At 66.1% G+C, this 21,132-nt stretch carries 16 protein-coding genes; 2 read left to right on the top strand and 14 right to left on the bottom strand.

Features of this window, described 5'->3' with window-relative positions; translation table 11 throughout:
* Positions 1–6: 6 nt before the first annotated feature.
* A complete protein-coding gene (locus CAF78_RS23715; RefSeq protein ID WP_085677317.1) occupies positions 7–1,425 on the bottom strand; it encodes an aminotransferase in 1,419 nt (472 codons plus the stop codon).
* Between the two features lie 36 nt (positions 1,426–1,461).
* Positions 1,462–2,565 carry a polyamine ABC transporter substrate-binding protein gene (locus CAF78_RS23720; RefSeq protein WP_085677318.1) on the bottom strand — a complete coding sequence of 368 codons (1,104 nt, stop codon included), beginning with the start codon at positions 2,563–2,565 and terminating at the stop codon, positions 1,462–1,464.
* 230 nt (positions 2,566–2,795) lie between these two features.
* On the opposite strand from CAF78_RS23720, the gene CAF78_RS23725 reads away from it, so the two are divergent.
* On the top strand, positions 2,796–4,187 hold the full coding sequence (locus CAF78_RS23725) for an FAD-dependent oxidoreductase (protein WP_085677319.1): 1,392 nt from the start codon (positions 2,796–2,798) through the stop codon (positions 4,185–4,187).
* A gap of 201 nt (positions 4,188–4,388) precedes the next feature.
* Here CAF78_RS23725 and CAF78_RS23730 read toward each other — a convergent pair whose 3' ends face one another.
* The 5 genes from CAF78_RS23730 to CAF78_RS23750 are packed head-to-tail and all read right to left on the bottom strand — an operon-like array spanning position 4,389 to position 10,180.
* Positions 4,389–5,093, bottom strand: a complete 705-nt coding sequence (locus CAF78_RS23730) for an NAD(P)H-dependent oxidoreductase (RefSeq protein ID WP_085677320.1) — start codon at positions 5,091–5,093, stop codon at positions 4,389–4,391.
* Between the two features lie 9 nt (positions 5,094–5,102).
* Positions 5,103–6,737 carry an ABC transporter ATP-binding protein gene (locus tag CAF78_RS23735; protein ID WP_143515104.1) on the bottom strand — a complete coding sequence of 545 codons (1,635 nt, stop codon included), beginning with the start codon at positions 6,735–6,737 and terminating at the stop codon, positions 5,103–5,105.
* Positions 6,738–6,739: 2 nt separating this feature from the next.
* Positions 6,740–7,567 carry an ABC transporter permease gene (locus CAF78_RS23740; RefSeq protein WP_085677321.1) on the bottom strand — a complete coding sequence of 276 codons (828 nt, stop codon included), beginning with the start codon at positions 7,565–7,567 and terminating at the stop codon, positions 6,740–6,742.
* Positions 7,568–7,570: 3 nt separating this feature from the next.
* Positions 7,571–8,530: an ABC transporter permease gene (locus CAF78_RS23745; RefSeq protein ID WP_085677322.1), complete on the bottom strand. Its 960-nt coding sequence runs from the start codon at positions 8,528–8,530 to the stop codon at positions 7,571–7,573.
* Between the two features lie 48 nt (positions 8,531–8,578).
* Complete coding sequence (locus tag CAF78_RS23750) at positions 8,579–10,180, bottom strand: ABC transporter substrate-binding protein (protein ID WP_085677323.1); 1,602 nt, start codon at positions 10,178–10,180, stop codon at positions 8,579–8,581.
* Between the two features lie 187 nt (positions 10,181–10,367).
* On the opposite strand from CAF78_RS23750, the gene CAF78_RS23755 reads away from it, so the two are divergent.
* Positions 10,368–10,802: an Rrf2 family transcriptional regulator gene (locus CAF78_RS23755; RefSeq protein ID WP_085677324.1), complete on the top strand. Its 435-nt coding sequence runs from the start codon at positions 10,368–10,370 to the stop codon at positions 10,800–10,802.
* Positions 10,803–11,039: 237 nt separating this feature from the next.
* Here CAF78_RS23755 and CAF78_RS23760 read toward each other — a convergent pair whose 3' ends face one another.
* The 7 genes from CAF78_RS23760 to CAF78_RS23790 form a co-directional block, all read right to left on the bottom strand.
* Positions 11,040–12,455, bottom strand: a complete 1,416-nt coding sequence (locus CAF78_RS23760) for an aldehyde dehydrogenase family protein (protein ID WP_085677325.1) — start codon at positions 12,453–12,455, stop codon at positions 11,040–11,042.
* Positions 12,448–13,638 (bottom strand): pyridoxal phosphate-dependent aminotransferase, encoded by a 1,191-nt coding sequence (locus CAF78_RS23765; protein WP_085677326.1) that lies wholly within the window; start codon positions 13,636–13,638, stop codon positions 12,448–12,450. Before CAF78_RS23765 ends, CAF78_RS23760 begins: the two co-directional genes overlap by 8 nt.
* Before the next feature lie 29 nt (positions 13,639–13,667).
* Entirely contained in the window at positions 13,668–15,275 is a 1,608-nt protein-coding gene (locus CAF78_RS23770; RefSeq protein WP_085677422.1) for a 5-guanidino-2-oxopentanoate decarboxylase, read from the bottom strand.
* Between the two features lie 10 nt (positions 15,276–15,285).
* Positions 15,286–17,385: an acetate--CoA ligase family protein gene (locus tag CAF78_RS23775; RefSeq protein ID WP_085677327.1), complete on the bottom strand. Its 2,100-nt coding sequence runs from the start codon at positions 17,383–17,385 to the stop codon at positions 15,286–15,288.
* Positions 17,386–17,403: 18 nt separating this feature from the next.
* A complete protein-coding gene (locus tag CAF78_RS23780) occupies positions 17,404–18,564 on the bottom strand; it encodes an acyl-CoA dehydrogenase family protein (protein ID WP_085677328.1) in 1,161 nt (386 codons plus the stop codon).
* Positions 18,565–18,600: 36 nt separating this feature from the next.
* Entirely contained in the window at positions 18,601–19,392 is a 792-nt protein-coding gene (locus tag CAF78_RS23785) for an enoyl-CoA hydratase/isomerase family protein (RefSeq protein WP_085677329.1), read from the bottom strand.
* 288 nt (positions 19,393–19,680) lie between these two features.
* Positions 19,681–21,093 carry an amino acid permease gene (locus tag CAF78_RS23790; protein ID WP_085677330.1) on the bottom strand — a complete coding sequence of 471 codons (1,413 nt, stop codon included), beginning with the start codon at positions 21,091–21,093 and terminating at the stop codon, positions 19,681–19,683.
* Between the last annotated feature and the right edge of the window lie 39 nt (positions 21,094–21,132).

Raw genomic sequence — 21,132 nt, forward strand, 5'->3', positions numbered from 1 at the left:
GGTCGATCATTGGCCGTGATACAGGCCCTGTTCGGTCAGTTCCTGCGCTGCTTCGAGAATGCAGCTGCGCAGGGTGGCGACGATCTCGTCCACTTGGGCATGGGTGATGATCAGCGGTGGCGACATCACGTTCAGGTGCATGATCGGGCGTACCAGCAGCCCCTTGGCCTGGGCCCGCACGTGGATGCGCTCGCCGATGTTCACCGCATCCGGGAACAGGGTCTTGGTCTGCTTGTTGGCGACGAACTCGACACAGGCCATCAGCTTCATGCAACGCACCTGGCCCACCAGCGGCAGCTCGGCGAGGGTCTGCAGGCGCTGCTCCAGGTAGCTGCCGACATCGTTGACGTGGGCCAGCAGGTTTTCCCGCTCGATGATCTCGATGTTCTTCAGCGCTGCCACGCAGCACACCGGGTGCCCGCTGTAGGTGAAGCCGTGGGTGAAGCAGCGGCCCTTGCCCGGCTCGGCGATCACCTTCCAGATGCGCCCGGAGAAGATGCACGCGCCCAGTGGCAGGTAGGCCGAGGTCAGGCCCTTGGCGGTGGTGATGATGTCGGGGGTGACGCCGAACAGTGCTTCGGAGGCGAAGAAGGTGCCCAGGCGGCCGAACGAGGTGACCACTTCGTCGGCGACGAAGAGGATGTCGTAGGTCTGGCACACCTGCCACATGCGCTGGAAATAGCCCTTGGGCGGAATGATCACCCCGCCCGAACCCATGATCGGCTCGGCGAAGAAGGCCGCGACGTTGTCCGCACCCAGGGAGAGGATCTTGTCCTCGAACTCGGCCACCAGGAAGTCGAGGAACTCGGCCTCGTCCATGTCGTCTGCCGCCCGGTAGAAGTTGGGGTTGGAGACGTGGTGGATCAGCTCGTGGGCGTAGTCGAACTCCGGCACCCGGTCGGCGGCCTTGTTGCCGATCGACATGGTCAGGCAGGTGGAGCCGTGGTAGGCGTTGTAGCGGGCGATCACGTGCTTCTTGTGCGGCTTGCCGCGGCAGTTCTGGTAGTACTGGATCAGCCGGTAGGCGGTGTCCACCGCCGTGGAGCCGCCGGTGGTGAGGAACACGTGATCGAGGTCGCCCGGCGCAAGGCTGGCGAGCTTCTGGCACAGCTCGATGGCTTTCGGGTTGGCCATGTCCGAGAACGGGTTGGAATAGGCCAGCTGGCGCACCTGGTCGGCGATGGCCAGGGCCATTTCCTCGCGGCCCAGGCCGATGTTGGTGCACCACATGCCGCCGACGGCGTCGAGGAAGCGGTTGCCTTGGGTATCGTGAATGTAGGCGCCGTCACCGGCCTGGATGTTCAGCGCGCCCTGCTCGGCGTGCTCGTCGAACATGTGGTAGCCGTGCATGTAGTGGGCCTTGTCGGCTGTCACCAGCTGGTCGTTGTTCGCGGTGGCGGCCAATGGGCGAGTCGGGGTAGCCATAAGCAATTCCTTGTCGGATCGGTACGGTGAAAGGTGTCAGATGCCGGTCTTGACCGTGCTCCAGACCCGGGTGATGGCGCGCATGGCCTGCGGGTCCTGGGACTTCTGGGTGAACAGGCGCTCGCGGGTCTGCGGGTCGGGGTAGATCGCCGGGTCGTTGCGGATGTCGGCCTGCACCAGGGGCGTGGCGGCCGCGTTGCTGTTGGCGTAGTGGATGTAGTTGGTCACGTCGGCCATGGTCTTGGGTTGCAGCAGGTATTCGATGAAACGGTGGGCGTTGGCCACGTGGGGGGCGTCGTTGGGCAGGTAGAGGCTGTCGAACCAGATCAGTGAGCCCTCCTTGGGAATGAAGAACGCCAGGTTGATGGCCTTCTTCGCCTCCACCGCGCGGGCCTGGGCGGTGGCGTAATCGCCGGACCAGGTCAGGGCCATGCACACGTCACCGTTGGGCAGGCTGGTGAGGTAGTTCACCGAGTCGAACTTCTTGATGTAGGGGCGGATGCCCATCAGCACGTCCTGGGCGGCCTTGAGGTCGGCTGGCTTGGCGCTCTGCGGGTCTTTGCCGAGGTACTTGAGGGCCAGCGGGATGACTTCGCTGGGCGCGTCCATCACGGTCACGCCACAGTCGGCGAAGCGCGAGACGATCTTCGGGTCGAACAGCATGGCCAGCGAGCCGATGGGCGCGTCGGGCATGCGCTGCCTGATCTTGTCGACGTTGTAGGTGATGCCGGAGCTGCCCCAGGTGTAGGGCGCCGAGTAGACCATGCCAGGGTCGAAGGCTTGCAGGCTCTGCACCACCTGCGGGTCGAGGTTGGCCCAGCTGGGCAGCTTGCTTTTATCCAGCGGCTGGAACACCCCGGCCTTGATCAGCGGTGGCACCAGCGAGCCATTGAGCATCACCAGGTCGTAGCCAGAGCGGCCGGTGAGCAGTTTGGTCTGGACCGTCTCGTAGCCGTCGAAGGTGTCGTAGATCACCTTGATGCCGGTTTGTTTTTCAAAATCGGCGAGGGTGTTTTCGCCGATGTAGTCGGTCCAGTTGTACAACCTGAGCGTATTGCTGGTATCGGCCTCGCTGGCCAGGGCGGCCGTGGCGGTACAACACATCAGCAGACTGGAAATCACCTTCAATGCCTTGCGCATAGCAACTCCATCGTGTGATCAGGATCGGCTCGGGTGAGCGGATGGAGCCACTATCCGGGGGATTGGGGGACGGGGCCATAACCCGAATGGGTGGGGTCGTGCATCCATAGGCTGACCTTATATATACATACGTTAAATCGATTTTATTTATGCACAGGACACTGCAAGGATGCGTGGCACAGGGCCCGCATTGCTTGGTGCCCTTTTCGGTCCCTTTTTGGAGAAGCACGATGCGCCCTTTCTGGCTGGAACAAGCCCTGAAAAATCAGCCCGACGAACCCTGCCCGCCCCTGCGCCAGGACACCCGCGCCGATGTCTGCATCGTTGGCGGCGGCTATACCGGGCTGTGGACCGCCATCATGCTCAAGGAGCAGAACCCCGAACTCGATGTGGTCATCGTCGAGACGGACATTTGCGGCGCGGGGGCCAGTGGGCGCAACGGCGGTTGTGCACTGTCGTGGTCGGCGAAGTTCTTTACCCTGGAGCGTCTGTTCGGGCTCGAAGAGGCCGTGCGCCTGGTCAAGGCGTCGGAGCAGAGCATCTACGCCATCGGCGACTTCTGCAAAAAGTACGGCGTGGATGCCGACTACCGTCTCGACGGCACGCTGTATACCTCGACCAGCCAGGCCCAGGTCGGCGCCACGGACGCGGTGGTCGCCGCGCTGGAGCGCCATGGCATCAACACCTTCAGCAAACGCCCACTGGCCGATGTGCAACGGATGGCGGGCTCGGCCCAGCACCTGGAAGGCTGGTACTCGCCCGCAGCGGCCAGCGTCCAACCGGCCAAGCTGGTACGTGGCCTGCGCCGGGTCGCGCTGCAGCTGGGCGTGCGTATACATGAAGGCACGCCGATGGTCGGCCTGGAGGAAGGCCTGCCAGCCACGGTCATCACACCCCACGGCAAAGTCACCTGCGCCAATGTGGTACTGGCGATCAATGCCTGGATGGCCCGGGCCTTCCCACAGTTTTCGCGTTCGGTGGCCATTGTCTCGAGCGACATGATCATCACCGAACCGCGGCCCGACCTGCTGCAGCGCATCGGCCTGACCAGCGGCGTGACCGTGCTCGACTCACGCATCTTCGTGCACTACTACCACAACACGCCGGATGGGCGAATCATGCTGGGCAAAGGCGGCAACACCTTCGCTTTCGGCGGGCGCATGCTGCCGGTGTTCGACCAGCCATCACCCTATGCGAACCTGCTGCGCGATTCGTTGGAAAAGTTCTTCCCGGCATTCACCGGCGTCGATATCGCGGCGACCTGGAACGGCCCTTCGGATCGCTCGGTCACCGGCTTGCCGTTTTTCGGCCGCATGGGCGCCAGGGGCAACATCTTCTATGGCTTCGGTTATTCCGGCAGTGGTGTGGGCCCCTGCCACATGGGCGGTCAGATCTTGTCGTCGCTGGTGCTGGGGCTGGATAACCCCTGGACACGCTCGCCATTGCTCAATGGCCCGCTCGGGCATTTCCCACCGGAACCCATTCGTTACCTGGGGTCGTTGATGGTACGCAATGCCGTTCGCCGCAAGGAGCGCGCTGAGGACCTTGGCCGGCGCCCTCGCCGGCTGGATGTTCAGTTGGCCAAATTCGCCGCCGCAGCCGGCAAGGCAGACAAGGGGTGAACCTGGCGTCTGCCTGACCTTCGTGGGAGCAACTGTCTTATTCAAATTCTGAAAGCTTGCGCAATCTCTGTGGGAGCGGGCGAGTCGAGGCGTCGAACCGCCGCGAACACCGGCAACGCCGGTGCCATCCATCGCGCCGCCTGTTTCGCGGGCACGCCCGCTCCCACAGGTGCTGCGCAGTCGCTCAGACTGCGCAAGTGATCAGCGCTGCAGCGGATACAGTGCCTCATCGAATTGGTCCAGCCGTGGGAAGCTCAGCGGCAGGTCATCCGACAGATGCTGCAGGCGCTGTTCGTAGTTGTTCAGGAACGCCTGGCGCGCCTCATCGCTGATGTACGGCACATGCCAGGCCACGAACGGCTCCAGCACCTCGAAGCCGACATAGGCCAGGGTCCCACGCAAAATCGGCCGCAGCATGTCCTCCAGCGGCCCGTGGATCGCCCCCTCGCCGAACATGTGCTCACGCCCGCCCAGGGTCACGGTCACCAGCGCGCGCTTGCCGGCCAGGCCGCCCTGGTCGTAGAAGCGCTTGCCGCCGTAGCACACCCCGGACACCAGCACCCGGTCGATCCAGCCCTTGAGCATCGCCGGCGCCGAGAACCAGAAGATCGGGAAGTTCAGCACCAGCAGGTCGGCCCACAGCAGCTTGTCCAGCTCTTGCTGGATATCCGGGGCGATGGAACCACTCTTCACGCCCAGGCGCTGCTCCAGCGCATACACCAGGTAGTCGGGGTTTTCCCGGTGGCTGAAGTCGTCGGCGCTGGCCACCGGGTTCCAGCCCATGGCGTACAGGTCGCTGACCTGCACCTCATGGCCCTGGGCGCGGAAGGTCTGTGCCGCCTGGTCACGCAGGGCAGCGGTGAAGGATTGAGGCTCGGGGTGAGCGTGGACGATCAGGACTTTCATGGGCAATCCTCAAACAGTTGCCAAAGGGGAATTGGAGTTGCGTGTCGCCAGCAGGCGGTCGAGCCAGTCGGGGTCCATCTCCGGTTCGCAGGCGAACAGCAGCCCGGTGTAGTCACGGTGCGGCGGCTGGAAGATTGCCTCGCGGCGGCCATGGTCGACCACCCGCCCGCGCTGCATCACCAGCACCTCGTCGGCGATGGCGCGCACGGTGGCCACGTCGTGGGTGATGAACAGGTAGGCCACGCCCAGCTCGCGCTGGATACGGTCGAGCAGCTTGAGCACGCCCTCGGCCACCAGTTGGTCGAGCGCCGAGGTCACTTCGTCGCAGATGATCAGTTGCGGTTCGGCGGCCAGGGCTCGGGCGATGCAGACCCGCTGCTTCTGCCCGCCCGACAGCTCGCGTGGCAGGCGATCCAGGTACTTGGCCGGCTCCAGGTCGATCATCCGCAGCAGGTCGGCGACCCGCTCGCGCAGCGCCTTGCCCTTGAGCCCCAGGTAGAAGCTCAGCGGCCGGCCGATGATGTCGACGATGCGCTGCCTTGGGTTGAGCGCGGTGTCAGGGATCTGGTAGATCATCTGGATGCGCCGCAGCTGCTCCTTGCTGCGCTGGCGGTAGTCGGCCGGCAAGGCCTCGCCGTCGTACAGCACCTGGCCCGAGGTTGGCGGCAGCAGGCCACTGATCAGCCGCGCCGTGGTGCTCTTGCCGCTGCCCGACTCGCCGATCACCGCCAGGGTCTGGCCGCGAAAGAGCTTCAGCGACACATCGTGCAGCACCGGCTGCTGGCCATAGCGGGCATCGGCATTGCGCACTTCCAGCAAAGGCTGTTCATGGCGCGGGCAAGCCTTGGGCGACGTGTGGAAATTGCGCACCGCCCACAGCGACTGGGTATAGGCCTGCTGCGGGGCACTGAGCATGTTGCGGGTCTGCGCTTCTTCCACCAGGCTGCCGTGGCGCAGCACCATGATGCGGTCGGCCATCTGCGCCACCACCGCCAGGTCATGGCTGATGTACAGCGCGGCGCTGCCGAAGGTCTTCACCGCATCGCGGATCGCCGCGAGCACCTCGATCTGGGTGGTGACGTCGAGCGCCGTGGTCGGTTCGTCGAAAATGATCAGGTCCGGGTGGCAGGCCATGGCCATGGCCGTCATCACCCGCTGCAACTGGCCGCCAGACAGCTGATGCGGGTAGCGCTGGCCAATGTGTTCGGGGTCGGGCAGGCGCAGGATGCGGTACAGCTCCACCGCCTCGGCCTCGGCCTTGGCGCGGTCTATGCCGCCGTTGGTAATGGCCGTTTCCACGTGCTGGTCGATCAGCCGGTGCGCCGGGTTGAACGAGGCGGCAGCACTCTGCGCCACGTAGGCGATGCGCAGCCCGCGCAGCTTGCGCAGGGTTTCGGCGCTGCAATCGAGCAACGGGATGCCATCGAAGCACACGCTGCCGCCGCTGATCCGGCAACCGTCGCGCACGTAGCCCATCGCGGCCAGGCCCAGGGTCGACTTGCCGGCACCCGACTCGCCGATCAGGCCCAGCACCTCGCCGCGCTTGAGGGTCAGGTCGATGCCCTTGATCAGCGGGTGCCAGGCGCCGTCGTGGTGGCCCTCTATGCGCAGGTCACGGATTTCCAGCAATGTATCAGGGTTCATGTTCAGCACTCCTTCAGGCCACTGGACAGGTGCAGCACCCAGTCGACGACGAAGTTCACGCTCACCGTGATCAACGCCACCGCCAGGGCCGGAAGCAGCGGGCTGATGTCACCGAAGGTGATCAGCACCGCGTTGTCGCGCACCATGCTGCCCCAGTCGGCGGTCGGCGGCTGGATGCCCAGGCCAAGGAACGACAAGGCGCTGATGAACAGGAAGACGAAGCAGAAGCGCAGGCCGAATTCGGCGATCAGTGGCGCCGCGGCATTGGGCAGCACTTCGCGGGTGACCAGCCACCACAGCCCTTCGCCACGCAGCCGCGCGGCCTCGACGAAGTCCTGCACCACCACGTTCATCGCCACCGCCCGCGACAGGCGGAACACCCGCGTGGCGTCGAGCAGGGCGATCACCAGCACCAGCGAGGTGGCGGTGGTGCCGACCACGCTGAGGATCAGCAAGGCGAAGATCAGTTGCGGGATGGCCATCAGGATGTCCACCAGGCGCGACAGGCCCTGGTCGATCCAGCCGCCCTTGATGGCCGCGATCAGCCCGCACAGGCCACCCAGCAGGAAGGCCAGGCTGGTGGTCAGGAAGGCGATGCCCAAGGTGTTGCGGGCGCCGAACAGCAGGCGGCTGAAGGTGTCGCGGCCAAGGTTGTCGGTGCCCAGCAGGAACTGCGGGCTCCACGGCGCGAAGCCCTCGCCCACCACCTGGGTTTCGCCGTACGGCGCCAGCAGCGGCGCGAACAGCGCCACCACGGTGTAGGCAACAATCACCAGCAGGCCGAACTTGGCGCTCAGGGGTGCGCGCAGCACAGGTGTGATCAGGCTCATGGTCTACCCCTTCGGATGCATCAGGCGTGGGTTGCTGGCGATCGACAGCACGTCGGCGCCGGTATTGAGCAGGATGTAGGTGCCGGCGAAGATCAGGCTGCAGGCTTGCACCACCGGGATGTCGCGCTTGGCCACCGAGTCCACCAGCAACTGGCCAAGCCCCGGGTAGACGAACACCACCTCCACCACCACCACGCCCACCACCAGGTACGCCAGGTTCAGCGCCACCACGTTGACGATCGGCGCCAGGGCATTGGGCAAGGCGTGCCTGAAGATCACCCGCGCCGGCGACACGCCCTTGAGCCGGGCCATTTCGATGTAGGGGCTGGCCAGCAGGTTGATCAGCGAGGCACGGGTCATGCGCATCATCTGCGCGATCACCACCAGGCTCAGGGTCGCCACCGGCAGCACCGAGACTTCCAGCACCTCGCCCAGCGAGGCATCCGCAGGCAGGCTGGAGATGCCCGGCAGCCATTCGAGCTTCACCGCGAACAGCAGGATCAGCAGGTAGGCGACGAAGAACTCGGGGAACGACACCGCGCTCAGCGCAGCGCTATTGAGCAGGCGGTCGAACCAGCTGTTGCGGTACAACGCCGCGAGCATGCCCAGCAGCAACGCCGTCGGCACCGAGAACAGCGCCGCCAGCAGGGCCAGGCTGAAGGTGTTGCCCAGCCGCGCGCCCACCAACTCGACGATCGGCCGCTGGTTGGCCAGCGACAGCCCCAGGTCACCGTGCACCAGGCGCCACGCCCACTGCACGAAACGCTGCACGGGCGACAGGTCCAGCCCCAGCTGGGCGCGCAACGCCGCCACGGTTTCCGGGGTGGCCGACTGGCCGAGCATGGCCTGGGCGATGTCGCCTGGCAGCATGCTCACTGCCAGGAAGATCACCACCGAGACCGCAAACAGCGACAACAGGCCCAGGGCCAGCCGCTGCACCAGCAGTTTGCCAAGATTGTTCACCGTATCACTCCTTCACTGGATGCCTCGACTCGATGCAGGGTCAACAGCTCAGGCCTGCCACCAGCGCTCGATCACCCGCAGGCCGTCCAGCTCGCCATAGGGCGCCGTCAGCGGGCCATGGGCCACGCGGCTGGAACGGGCGGCGACGGAGCTGGCGAACAGCGGCACGATCGCCCCGCCGTCATCGCGGCACAGCGCCTGCATTTCGTTGTACATCTCGCGGCGCAGCGGCTCGTTCATCTCGCCACGGGCGGCGTTGAGCAGCTGGTTGAAGCGCGGGTTGTCCCAGTGGGTCTCGTTCCACGCCGCGCCCTTGGCGTAGCCGATGCTGAACATGCGGTCGGCGGTGAGGCTGGAGTACCAGAACGAGGTGGTGAACGGCTGCTTCATCCACACATTGGTGAAGAATCCGTCGGCAGGTTCGCGCACCACGTCGATGTCGATCCCGGCCACGCGCGCCTGCTCCTTGAACAGCACCGAGGCATCCACTGCGCCGCTGTAGGCGGCATCGGACGCCTGCAGGCGCACCTTGAGGCTGTCCATGCCGGCCTGGCGCAGGTAGAAGCGCGCCTTGTCCGGGTCATAGACGCGCTGCTCCAGCGCCGGGTTGATGAAGCGGTTGGCCGGCTGCAACGGGTGGTCGTTGCCGACCTGGCCGTAGCCGTACAGCACCGAGGCCAGCAGGGTCTCGCGGTTGATCGCGTGCTTGAGGGCCATGCGCACGTTGTTGTCACGGAACTGCTGGCTGTCGGTGAGCATCGGGAAGGTGTAGTGCTGGGCGCCCTTGGTTTCCTCGATCACCAGTTTCGGGTTGCGCTTGAGCAAGGACACGGTCTTGAGGTCGACCTTGTTGATCACATCGACCTTGCCGGTGACCAGCGCGTTGACCCGCGCGGCGCCGTCGGCGATGGCGATCAGCTCGGCGCTGGCGAAGTGCGCCCTGCCCGGTTTCCAGTAGTCGGGGCTGCGCTCCAGGTCCATGCGCACGCCGGGCTCGAAGCCCTTGATGCGGTAACCGCCGGTGCCCACGCCAGCCTGCCAGTCGGCCAGGCCGTCCTTGGCGGGCATGATCACCAGGTGGTAGTCGGCGACAACGTAGGCGAAGTCGGCGTTGCCCGAGTGCAGCTCGAACACCACGGTGTCGGGGGCGCTGGCGTGCACCTTGGCCACATCGCCCAGTACGGTCTTGGCCGCAGAGGTGGATTTTTCGCCCAGGTGATGCTGGATCGAGGCCACCACATCATCGGCGCTCAGGGTCTTGCCGTTGTGGAAGGTCACGCCCTGGCGCAGGGTGAACGTCCAGACCTTGGCGTCGGGGCTCGACACCCAGTGCTCGGCCAGCTCGGGGATGGCGGTGCCGTCCACGGCAATTTCGGTGAGCGTGTTGTACACCGCCGAGAAGCCGATGAAGGTGAAGGTGTCGACCCACGAACCGGGGTCTTTGGAGTCGGTGGTACTGCCCCCGGCCAGGCCCAGGCGCAAGGTGCCGCCCGGCTTTGGCGTGGCCTCGTCGGCAAGGCCGCGCAGCGGCAGGCCGAGGGAAAACACCCCGGCCATGGCCGCAGCGGCCGCGCTGTACTTGAGGAAATCTCGGCGCGGCAGGCCGCCGCCCAGAATGGCGTGAGGTTTGTTCTTGTTGTTATCGCTCATGGCATTTGCCCCTGTTGAACCGCAAGTAGTTGTTGTTCGGTCAAAGCGGATTGCGTAGAAGCTGTTTACAATTTGTAATTGTTACCGTAACAAATACATTAGCGGCAGGACAAGCTGATTTCCAGCGCCCGATACCGGGCTTTTTCAGTGGTGTAACATTGACGTTTTCGCAGGGAGCCTTTGCCCCATGAGCCAGTCGACCCGACTCATCACCGCCTCGTACATCCTTTCGTTCGTGGCGGCCAATGCCCCGCAGAAGCTGCGCACCGAAACCATCGCCAAATGGGTCAAGGTGCACCCGACCCGCGTGCGCTCGATGGTGTCGCAGATGGTCAAGGCCAATATCCTGACCTCGTACCGCGGCGCCCAGGGCGGTGTGACCCTTGCCCGCGCGCCGCAGGAAATCACCCTGCGCGAGGTGTATGACGCCGTGCAGGAAAGCTCGCTGATCGCCGAGAAGATCGACAACCCGTTTGCCGGGCTCGAGGATCACTGCAAGGTGTACGAGGTGTTCACCCGGCTGTTCGCGATGCTGGAGCAGAACATGCGCCTGGACCTGGGGGCGATCACGGCGGATCAGCTGTTCGTGGCGTTCGATACGCCGAAGGAACACTCAGCCTGAACGCCGTTTCTGAAAACTGGCGCGGTCCCTGTGGGAGCGGGCGCGCCCGCGAACACCGGCGAAGCCGGTGCCATGCACCGCGTCGCATGCTTCGCGGGCACGCCCGCTCCCACAGGGTAAAGCGGCGCATGCTGAGGCTTTGTTCTCTGCGCGACAGCGCAGCCCAAAGGGCTGGGTGATCTCCCACAGGGACTGCGCCAGTTTTCAAGATTTGAGCAAGACAGTTGCTCCTGGCATTCAGAGCTGGATGGCCTTCACCTCGACAAACTCGTTGAGGCCTTCTTCCCCCCACTCGCGGCCATTGCCCGACTGTTTGTAGCCGCCAAACGGCGCCTGGTAGTTGAACGCCCCGCCATTGACGAAGCACTGCCCCGCACGCAGCTGGCGGCCCAGTTGCAGCGCCTTGTCGCGGCTACCGGCCCACACCGCGCTGGACAGCCCGAACGGCGAGTCGTTGGCCAGGGCAATGGCTTCGGCCTCGTCGGCATAGGGAATCAGGCACAGTACCGGCCCGAAGATTTCTTCCTGGGCAATGCGCATGCGGTTGTCGACGTCGGCGAAAAGCGTCGGCGGCACATAGAACCCACGCTCGAAGCCCGGCGCACTCACCCCGCCACACAACAGCCGCGCGCCCTCCTCCTGGCCGACCCGGATGTAGTCCTGCACCGTGCGCCGCTGCCCGGCCGAGCACATCGGCCCGAGGAAGCTGCGCGGGTCCTGCGGGTCGCCCATGACCAGGCCGCACGCCTGGTCCACGGCGATCTCCAGGGCCTCGGCATAACGCGACGCCGGCAACAGCATGCGCGTCAGCGCGGTGCAGGTCTGCCCCGAGTTGATCATCACGTCCTGCACGCCATGGCGCACCGCAGCTTCCAGCGGAGCGTCAGCGGTAATCAGGAACGGCGACTTGCCGCCCAGCTCCAGGCACACCCGCTTCACCGACGGCGCCGCCGCCTGAGCAACCCGCACGCCCGCGCCGGTGGAGCCGGTGAACGAGACCATGTCTACCTGCGGGTGCCGTGCCAGCGCCTCACCGACCTTCGCCCCCGGCCCGCTGACCAGGTTGAACACCCCGGCCGGCAAGCCGATGGCCTCGATCATTTCGGCCAGCAGGAAGGCATGCAGCGGGGTCTCCTGGCTCGGCTTGACCACTACCGTGCAGCCTGCGGCCAAGGCCGGCGCGAGCTTGCCGATCAACTGGTGCAGCGGGTAGTTCCAAGGGTTGATGAACGCACATACGCCCACGGCCTCGCGGTACACCAGCGAGTTGCCGGCTTCGCGCACTTCGTCCATCAGGCCGGCCAGCTCGATGTACTGCTCAAGCCCGGCGATGGGACCATCGACCTGTACCGACCGGCACCACTGCACCGGCATGCCCAGCTCAGTGGTGATCACCGCGGCCATCTCGTCGGCCCGCGCCTTGAGCTGTTCGGCCAGGGCGTGAATGAACCCGGCGCGCACGCTGGACGGCGTGCGCGACCAGTCGGCGAACGCCCTTCGCGCCGCGTTGACGGCGCGTTCCACATCCTCTTCGTTACCCAACGGCACCTTGCCGGCCACCGCCTCGCTGGCCGGGTCGATCACCTCGGCCATGCCCTGCCCCACGGGTGGCTGCCAGCGGCCATCGATGAACAGACGGCTGTACTCAAGCATTGTGTTGCCCCTCCATCAGTTCGCGGGCGCACAGGGCAATGCGCCGGCAGGCTTCAGCCAGCGGCTCGGCGCCGAGCACCAGGCCCAGGCGGATATGCCCGGCCGCGCTCGGGCCGAACGCTTCACCGGCCAGCACCGACACACCGTGCTGGTCGAGCAGGCGATCGGCGAAGGCCTGTGCGCTGAGCCCGGTCTCGCGGACATCGACCATCACGAACATCCCGCCATCGGGCTTGAGCGCCCGCAGGCCCGGGCAATCGGCAAGGCGTGCACACACCAGGTCGCGGCGCTGGCGGTAGGCTTCGCGCATGCCGTCAAGTTCCGGCAATGGCTGTTCCAGCGCGGCCACCGCCGCATCCTGGATGAAATCGGGCGAGCCATACAGCATGCACAGCGCCAGGTTTTCCAGGTGCGCGGACAACGCCGGCGAGCCAACCACCCAGCCGACACGCCAGCCGGTCATGGCATGGGACTTGGACAGGCTGTTCAGCGTCGCCGTGCGCTCGGCCATGCCCGGCAGGCTGGCCGGGCTGATGTGCTCGCCTTCGAACAGCAGTTCGCTGTACACCTCGTCACTGATCAGCCACAGGTCATGGCCGATGCACAGTTCGGCCAAGGCCTCCCAGGTGCTGCGCGGCAGGCTGGCACCGGAGGGGTTGTGCGGGCTGTTCAGCGCCAAGGCACGGGTACGCGGGGTAATCCGTGTAGCGACGTCTTCGGGCTGCACGCGAAAGCCATGCTCCGGGCGCACCGGCACCGGTACCACCGTGGCCCCGCAGGCACCGAACACCGCCTCGTAGGTGACATACATCGGCTCGGCGACGATCACTTCGTCACCCGGTTCCAGCACGCATTGCGCCACGCAGAACAGCGCGCACTGCGCCCCCGCCAGCACCGTCACCTGGTCGGCGCTGACCACCTGGCCACTGCGCTGCCGGTGGCGCCGGGCGATGGCCTCGCGCAGGCTGCGCTTGCCGCGCACATCGGCGTAATGGGTATTGCCGGCCTCGAGGCTTGCAACGGCGGCCTGGACGATCGGCGCCGGGGTGTCGAAGTCCGGGTCGCCGACCGAAAGCAGCAGCACGTCGCGGCCCTGTTCGAGCATGGCCAGGGCGCGGTAGTGGATCTCCCAGGCGGCGGCGCCGTCGCCGGCGATCCGTTGGGTCAAAGAGGAAAATCGCATGGCTGGTTGTCCTGTTGTGCGGGGTGGGCTCAGCGCGCGCAGGCGTGCTTGAGCTCGATCAGGGTCACGCCGTTGCGGGCAAAGCCGCCGCGCAGGTCGCGTTGCAGTTCGTCCAGGCTCTGCGGCTGTGCCACCGTGCAGCCGAAGGCACGGGCCAGGCCGGCGAAGTCCGGGTTGCGCGGCAGTACGCCGATGGGCTCGATGTTCAGGTCGAGCATGTCGTCGCGGATCTGCCCCAGGGCGTCGTTGTTCCACAACAGCACCACCAGCGGGCGGTCCAGTTCCTCGACCGCGGTCGCCAGTTCCTGCGCCGTATAGAGGAAGCCACCGTCGCCGACCAGCACCAGGCCTGGGCGCTCGGCCGTGGCGAACATGGCGCCGATGCCTGCCGGCAAACCGTAGCCGAGGGTGCCGTAGCCGGTGGGGTGCAGCCAGCTGCGCGGCGCCCTGCTGCTGAACAGGTAATTGCCGGTGTAGGCCAGCTGGGTCATGTCGGTGCTGATGAAGGCGTTGTCCGGCAGCTCGGCCGCCACCCGCTGCAGGATCGCCTGGTGAAGCGCCTGCAAGGGCCCCAGGCTCGCCTGCACGGCAGCGCGCAGGCGAGCCACGGCGGCACTGGCCTGGGTTGCATCGCGCACGCCGCCCGGCAACTGTTCGAGCAGACCCGCCAGGGTCTGCCGGGCATCACCTTGCAACGCCAGCGTGCAGGGGTAGAAGTCGTTGAACTTGCGCGGGTCGATATCCACTCGCAGCAGCTCGCCGGTCAGTGGCAGGCGCTCACGCCAGAAGTCGGTGTCGGCCATCTCGGTACCGACCGCCAGCACCACGTCAGCCTCGGCGATCAGCGCCCAGCCCGGCTCCACGCACAGGCTTGAGCCGGCATTGAGCGGCGAGTCCAGCGGTGCCAGGCCCTTGCCGGCGACACTGGTGAACAGGGGCGCAGCCAGGCGTGTGCTCAACTGCTGCAACTCGGCGCCGGCCTGCAAGGCGCCACCGCCGGCGATGATCATCGGGCGCTTTGCCGCCGCCAGCCTGGCGGCCGCCTGTTGCAGGCTGTCGAGGCTGGCCGGGCCACGCCCGGGGCGGCGTACCACGTCATTGCTCCAGTCCCGTGCCACAGGCGCGGCCAGCACGTCCAGCGGTACCGAGATGTGCACCGGGCGCGGGCGCTCGCTGTCGAACACGGCATAGGCGCGGGCGATCAGCTCCGGCAGGTCTTCGGCCTTCAGCGCCACAGCCGAGAATGCGGTGATCGGCGCGGTCATGGCGCGCTGGTCCTGGGTCTCGTGCAGGCAGCCCCAGCCTTTGCCCAGGCTGGCGGTGTGGTTGACGCTGGAGATCACCAGCAACGGAATCGAGTCGGCGTAAGCCTGGCCGATGGCGGTGGCCGCGTTGGTCACGCCGGGGCCGGTGATGACAAAGCACACGCCAGGCTTGCCGCTGACCCGGGCATAGCCGTCGGCCATGAAGCCGGCGCCCTGCTCGTGGCGGGTGAGCACGTGGCGAATGCCGCTGCCGGGCAGGCCACGGTACAGCTCCAGGGTGTGCACGCCAGGGATGCCGAAGACAGTATCGACGCCGTAGTTGGCCAGCAGGCGCACCAGCGCCTGGCCGCCTGTGAGGGTTTGGTTCGTCATGTTCATGTCCTTACACCTGGCCGAGGCGGATCAAGGCATCGACCGCCGTGGTGCCGCTGGCACCGACCATCAATGGGTTCACATCCAGCTCCAGCAGCTGGCTGGCGTTTTCGCAGGCGTAGTCGGCCACTGCGCGGATGGCGGCGACCAGTGCCTCCAGGTCGGCCGCCGGCTTGCCGCGAAAGCCCTGCAGCAAGGCCGCGCTGCGCAGGCCCAGTACGGCCTTGCGGATGGCGCCATCGGTGGTCGGCAGCAGCAGGCTCTGGCTGTCCTTGAGCAGCTCGACCAGAACACCACCGGCACCGATCACCAGCGCCAGGCCGAAATCCGCCTCGCGCTTGATGCCGACGATCAGCTCGGCCAGTGGCGCGCTGGCCATCGGTTCGAGCAGTATCTGGTCGAAGGCGACACCCGGCGCGTAAGCGACGATGCGCATGCGCATCTGCTCAAGGGCAGTGCTGAGCGCTGCCTCATCGGCCAGGTTCAGCGCCACGGCGCCGGCCTCGGTCTTGTGCGGCAGCTGCGCGCTGACGGCCTTGAGCACCAGCGGGAAGCCCACCTTGCCAGCATCGGCCAGCGCACGCTGCGGGCTGCTCAGCACGCCATTCGGGATGGGCAGGCCGAAGCCGCGCAGGGCCTGCTTGGATTCCCACTCGTTGAGCAGGCGGCTGTCTCCGGCCAGCGCCTGCGGGCACAGCGGTACCAGCGCCGACTCGCCCAGCGCCAGCAACGCCGGGCGCTGCTGCGCGTAACGGGCCACCCGGCCCCACGCCGCCAGGCCATCCTCCACCCCTTGCAGCGCTGGCACACCGGCCGCGTGCAGGCGCTCACGGGCGCTGGCCGGCAACAGCTCGGGGAACGCCGAGGTGACGAAACCGGCCTTGCCATGACGCTTGAGCGCCGCGCAGTACAGCTCCAGCAGCAGGTCGCATTCCGTGCGCTCGCCAGTGAACTCGGCGGGGTAATCGAGTACCAGCATCGCCGCATCGGCGTCGCTGCGCAGGGCGCTGTCGAGCATGCGCGCCTTGGCCGGGCCGTCGCCCCAGATCGCCGTGGTGAAGTCCAGCGGGTTGACCAGGTTGGCGTAGGCCGGCAGCACCTGGGCCAATGCTTCGACCTGGCTGGCCTCCAGCGCCGGCAGGCTCAGCTGGTTGCTTTCGCTGTAGTCGGCGATCAGCCCGGCATCACCGCCCGAGCAGGCCAGCGCGATCAGGCTGGGGCCCTTGGGCAGGTTGCCGCAGGCGGCAGCCTTGAGGGTTTCGACGAAACTTACCGGGCCGCTGACGCGAATCACCCCCAGGCGCTGGAACAGGCTGTCGTACAGAGCGTCGGAACCAGACAGCGAACTGGTGTGGCTCAGCGCCAGCTCGGCGCCGATCTGCGACACGCCGGTCTTCAGCGCGACGATCGGGATGCCCTTCTCCAGCGCCTTGTGCGCGGCGCGGGCAAAACCCGGCACGTTCTTCAGGCCTTCCAGGTGCAGGCCGATGGCGGTGACCCGTGGCTCATCGAGCAGCACGTCCATCAGCTCGGCGATGCCCAGTTGCGCCTGGTTGCCGACCGAGGCCATGTAGGCCACCGGCAACGAACGGTCGCTCATCGACAGGTTGTAGGCGAAGTTGCCGCTCTGGGTCAGCACCGCCACGCCCTTCTCTACCGCCTTGCCTCCGTGGGCCACCGGCCACAGGGCGGCACAGTGCAGGTAATCGAGCAGGCCGTAGCAGTTGGGCCCGAGCAGCGCCATGTGGCCGGCAGCTTCGAGCAGCTGCTGTTGCAGCGCCTGGCCCTCGGCACCGCTTTCGGCGAAACCGGAGGCATAGCAGATCGCCCCGCCCGCCCCTTTTTCGGCGAGTTCAGCGACACAGGCCAGGGTCAGTTCGCGGTTGGTGGCGATGAACACCGCGTCCGGCGCGCAGGGCAGCTCGGCCACGCTGCGCACGCAGGGCACACCGTCGATGCTGCCCTGCTGCGGGTTGACCAGCCACATCTGACCCGGGTAGCCGCCGTCGGCGCAGCGCTTGAGCGCACGGGCCATGCTGCGCCCGCCGACGAAGGCCAGGTGCCGGGGTGCCAGCAGGCGTTTGAGGTTGTCACGAATGGCTTGCGACATGGTGAGGCTCCGGTCCGGTCAGCGCAGCAGTGGGCGCAGCAGTTCGCGCGAAATGATGTGCCGCTGGATCTCCGAGGTGCCTTCCCAGATCCGTTCGATGCGGGCGTTGCGCCAGATCCGCTCGACCGGACCCTCGTCCATCAGGCCCATGCCGCCGTAAATCTGCACCGCCTCGTCGGCGACCTTGCCGAGCACTTCGCTGGCGAACAGCTTGGCCATGCCCGCCTCGCCGTCGGTCATGCTGCCCTGGTCCATCTTCCAGGCGGTGTGCAGGGTCAGCAGCTCGGCGGCGCGGATCTGCGTGGCCATGTCGGCGAGCTTGAACGACACGCCCTGGTAAGTGCCGATCGGCTGGCCGAACTGCTTGCGGTCGGCGGCCCATTGCAGCGACACGTCCAATGCGCGCTGGGCCTGGCCGACGCAGTTGGCGGCGACCATGACCCGGCCTGCGGTCAGCCAGGCGTTGGCCACGTCCCAGCCCTTGCCGACTTCACCGAGCACCTTGGCGGCCGGCACCTTGCAGTCGTCGAAGAACAGCTCATAGGTGTGGTAGCCCCGGTTGCTCACGCATTTGGGGCCACGGCGGATGGTCATGCCCGGGGTGCCACGGTCGACCAGGAAGGCAGTGACCGCGTTACGCTTGCGCCCGTTGTGCTCGTAGGTGTCGGTGACGGCAAAGACGATGGCGAAGTCGGCGTGCCCGGCATGGCTGATGAAGTGCTTGCTGCCATTGATCACGAAGTCATCGCCTTCACGCACGGCGCGGGTCTTGATCGAGTTGGCGTCGGAGCCGGCGCCCGGTTCGGTCAGGGCGAAGCAGTCGGTCTTCTCGCCACGGATGCACGGCAGCAGGTAGTCCTCGACCTGCTGGCCGGTGCAGGCCATGAGGATCTTCGAAGGCCGCGCGACGAACACATGCAGCGCCCAGGAAACCTTCGACAGCTCGCGCTCGATCAGCGCCTGGGACAGGTAGTCGAGGCCACCGCCACCGACTTCCTCGGGCATGTTGAAGGCATAGAAACCCGCAGCGATGGCCTTGCCACGGATCTGCGCGGCGAGCTGCGGGGACACCTCGTCGGCACGGTCCACGGCTTCTTCATGGGGCAACAGCTCCTTGGCGACGAAGCTGCGTACGGCATCCACCAACATTTCTTGTTCTTGGGTCAGTTGGAAATTCATGGCCTGTTCCTGGGTAACCGGGGAATGAGTGAGTGCTTAGTTGCCGCTGAAGCGGGGCGCGCGTTTTTCCGTGACCGCGCGCAGGGCCTCGGCGCCGTCGTCGCTGCGCCCACAGAGCAGGCCGGCGGCCAGTTCTGCAGTGAGCTGCTCGGCCAGGCTGCGCGAAGCGCCTTCGCGCATCAGGCGCTTGGTCTGGGCGTAGGCGAACGTCGGCCCCTGGGCCAGGCGCGCCGCCAGTTCGGCGGTGGCGGCTGGCAGCTGGTCGTCGGCGACCACTTCACCGACCAGGCCGGCCGCCAAGGCGCGTTCGGCGCCCCACAGTTCGTCGAGGAACAGCAGGCGCTTGGCCTGCTCGCTGCCGATCAGCCGTGGCAGGTGCCAGCTGGCACCGGCATCCGGCGAGTAGGCCATGCTGGTGTAGCCGGCCTTGAACCGGGCCGACTGGGCTGCCAGGCGCAGGTCACAGCACAGCGACAGGTCCATGCCGGCGCCCACGGCGGTGCCGTTGATGGCAGCGATGGTGGGCTTGTCCAGGGTGTGCAGACAGTGCATCAGGGCGTGCGCGGTTTCGGTCCAGCCGTAGGTTTCCAGCGCGCCTCGGGCTTCGGCTTCGGCCCATTCGGCGAGGTCGGCGCCGGCGCAGAAGATGCGGCCAGTGCCGGTCAGGACGACCACGCGCACGGCGGGGTCGGTGTTGTAGGCCTCAAGGGTGGTGTGCAGCTTTTTCAGGGTGGGGATGTCCAGCGCGTTGCGCTGCTCGGGGCGGTTCAGGGTGATCCAGGCAACGCCGGCTTCAACCTGGGTGATTAGGGACGACGGAGCGGTCATGACGGGCCTCGGATTATTGTGATTGCTGTGAGAGGTGAGGCTCATGCTAAACGAGTGTTCAGTAAGGAGGCAATTGCCGAGGTGATAGCTCTGTAACGTCGCAAGACATTGGCTATGTGCTTGTTTTATCTGGACTTATCTGAAATTTCAGAAGTTTGCGGTCCAGCGCTGTTACAACTTTGTACAACTGCCCACAACCGCTGTTTCCAGTAGCTACCGCACACTTGTGTAGGAGCGGCCCTTTCGCGACACAAGGCCGCTCCTACAGGTTCGGTGCAAGGCGATGTTTCAGGCTGCCGGCATTTCCGGCTCCAGCCCCACGCCCTGGCGCTTGCGCTGTACCAGGAAGTACGCCGCGTAGCACAGCGCAATGAAGCCGAAGCCCCAGTACAGCGAAGGCCGCTGCGTCTCATCCATCGCCAGGAACACGAACAGCGAACTGCACAGGGTGATGCACAGCAACGGCACCAGCGGGTACAGCGGCGCGCGGTACTTGAGCTCGCTCAACTGGCCGCCATCCCGCAGGAACTGCTTGCGGAAGCGGTACTGGGCCAGGGCGATGACGATCCAGGTCACCGTGCCGGCCATGCCGCTCACCGCCATCAGCACCATGAACAACGTGTCGGCAGCGACAAAGCTGGTCAGCAGCGACACCAGCGCGAAGCACAGGGTGATGAACAGCGCCCGCAGCGGCACGCCACGGCTGCTCAGCGGCGACAGGCTGCGCGGCGCCATGCCGGTCTTGGACATCGCCCAGAGGATGCGAGTGGAGGCATACAGCCCAGAGTTGCCGACCGACAGAATCGCGGTGAGGATCACGAAGTTCATCAGGTCTGCCGCGTAAGGAATGCCGACCATGTCGAACACCTGCACGAACGGGCTTTCCATCAGCCCGGCCTGCTGCCACGGCACGATCGCCGACAGCACCACGATCGCCAGCACATAGAAGATCAGCACGCGGAACACCACATTGCGCACGGCCCGCGGGATGCTCTTTTCCGGCTGGTCGGTCTCGCCCGCCGCCACGCCCATGATCTCGCAACCCTGGAAGGCATAGACCACGGTCATCATCACCGCGAACACCGCCGACAGGCCATTGGGGAACAGCGAATCGCCGATCAGGTTGCTCATCATCGGCGCCGGCGCCCCGCTGTTCAGCGAAATGCCGCCGAAGATCACCAGCACACCGACGATGATGAAGCCGAGGATGGCCGCCACCTTGATGCCGGCAAACCAGTATTCCGCCTCACCGAAGGCACGGGTGGCCAGCGCGTTGATGCCGAACAGCACCGCGACGAACAGCGCCGACCAGTACCAGATCGGCACCCCGGGGAACCAGCGTTCCATCAGCATGCCGGCAGCGGTGAACTCCAGGCCCACGGTGGTGGCCCAGCTCATCCAGTACACCCAGCCGATCATGAAACCGGTGGCCGGGCCGATGAATTTCGTCGCATGGGCCTGGAACGAACCGGACACCGGCATCTGCACCGACAGTTCACCCAGGCAGACCATCACCAGGTACATCAGGAAACCGGCAACCAGGTAGGCCAGGATCGCGCCCACCGGCCCGCCCTGGTTGATGGTCACCCCCGAGCCCATGAACAGCCCGGTGCCGATCACGCCACCGAGCGAGAGCATGAAGATGTGCCGGCTCTTCAATGCCCGCGTGAGGTGGATACCTTCAGCTTTACGGCCTTTCATTATTATTATCTCCAATAAGCGTCGAAGACCGCGTGTGCA

The organism is Pseudomonas sp. R28(2017), from assembly GCF_002112505.1.
Classification (GTDB): domain Bacteria; phylum Pseudomonadota; class Gammaproteobacteria; order Pseudomonadales; family Pseudomonadaceae; genus Aquipseudomonas.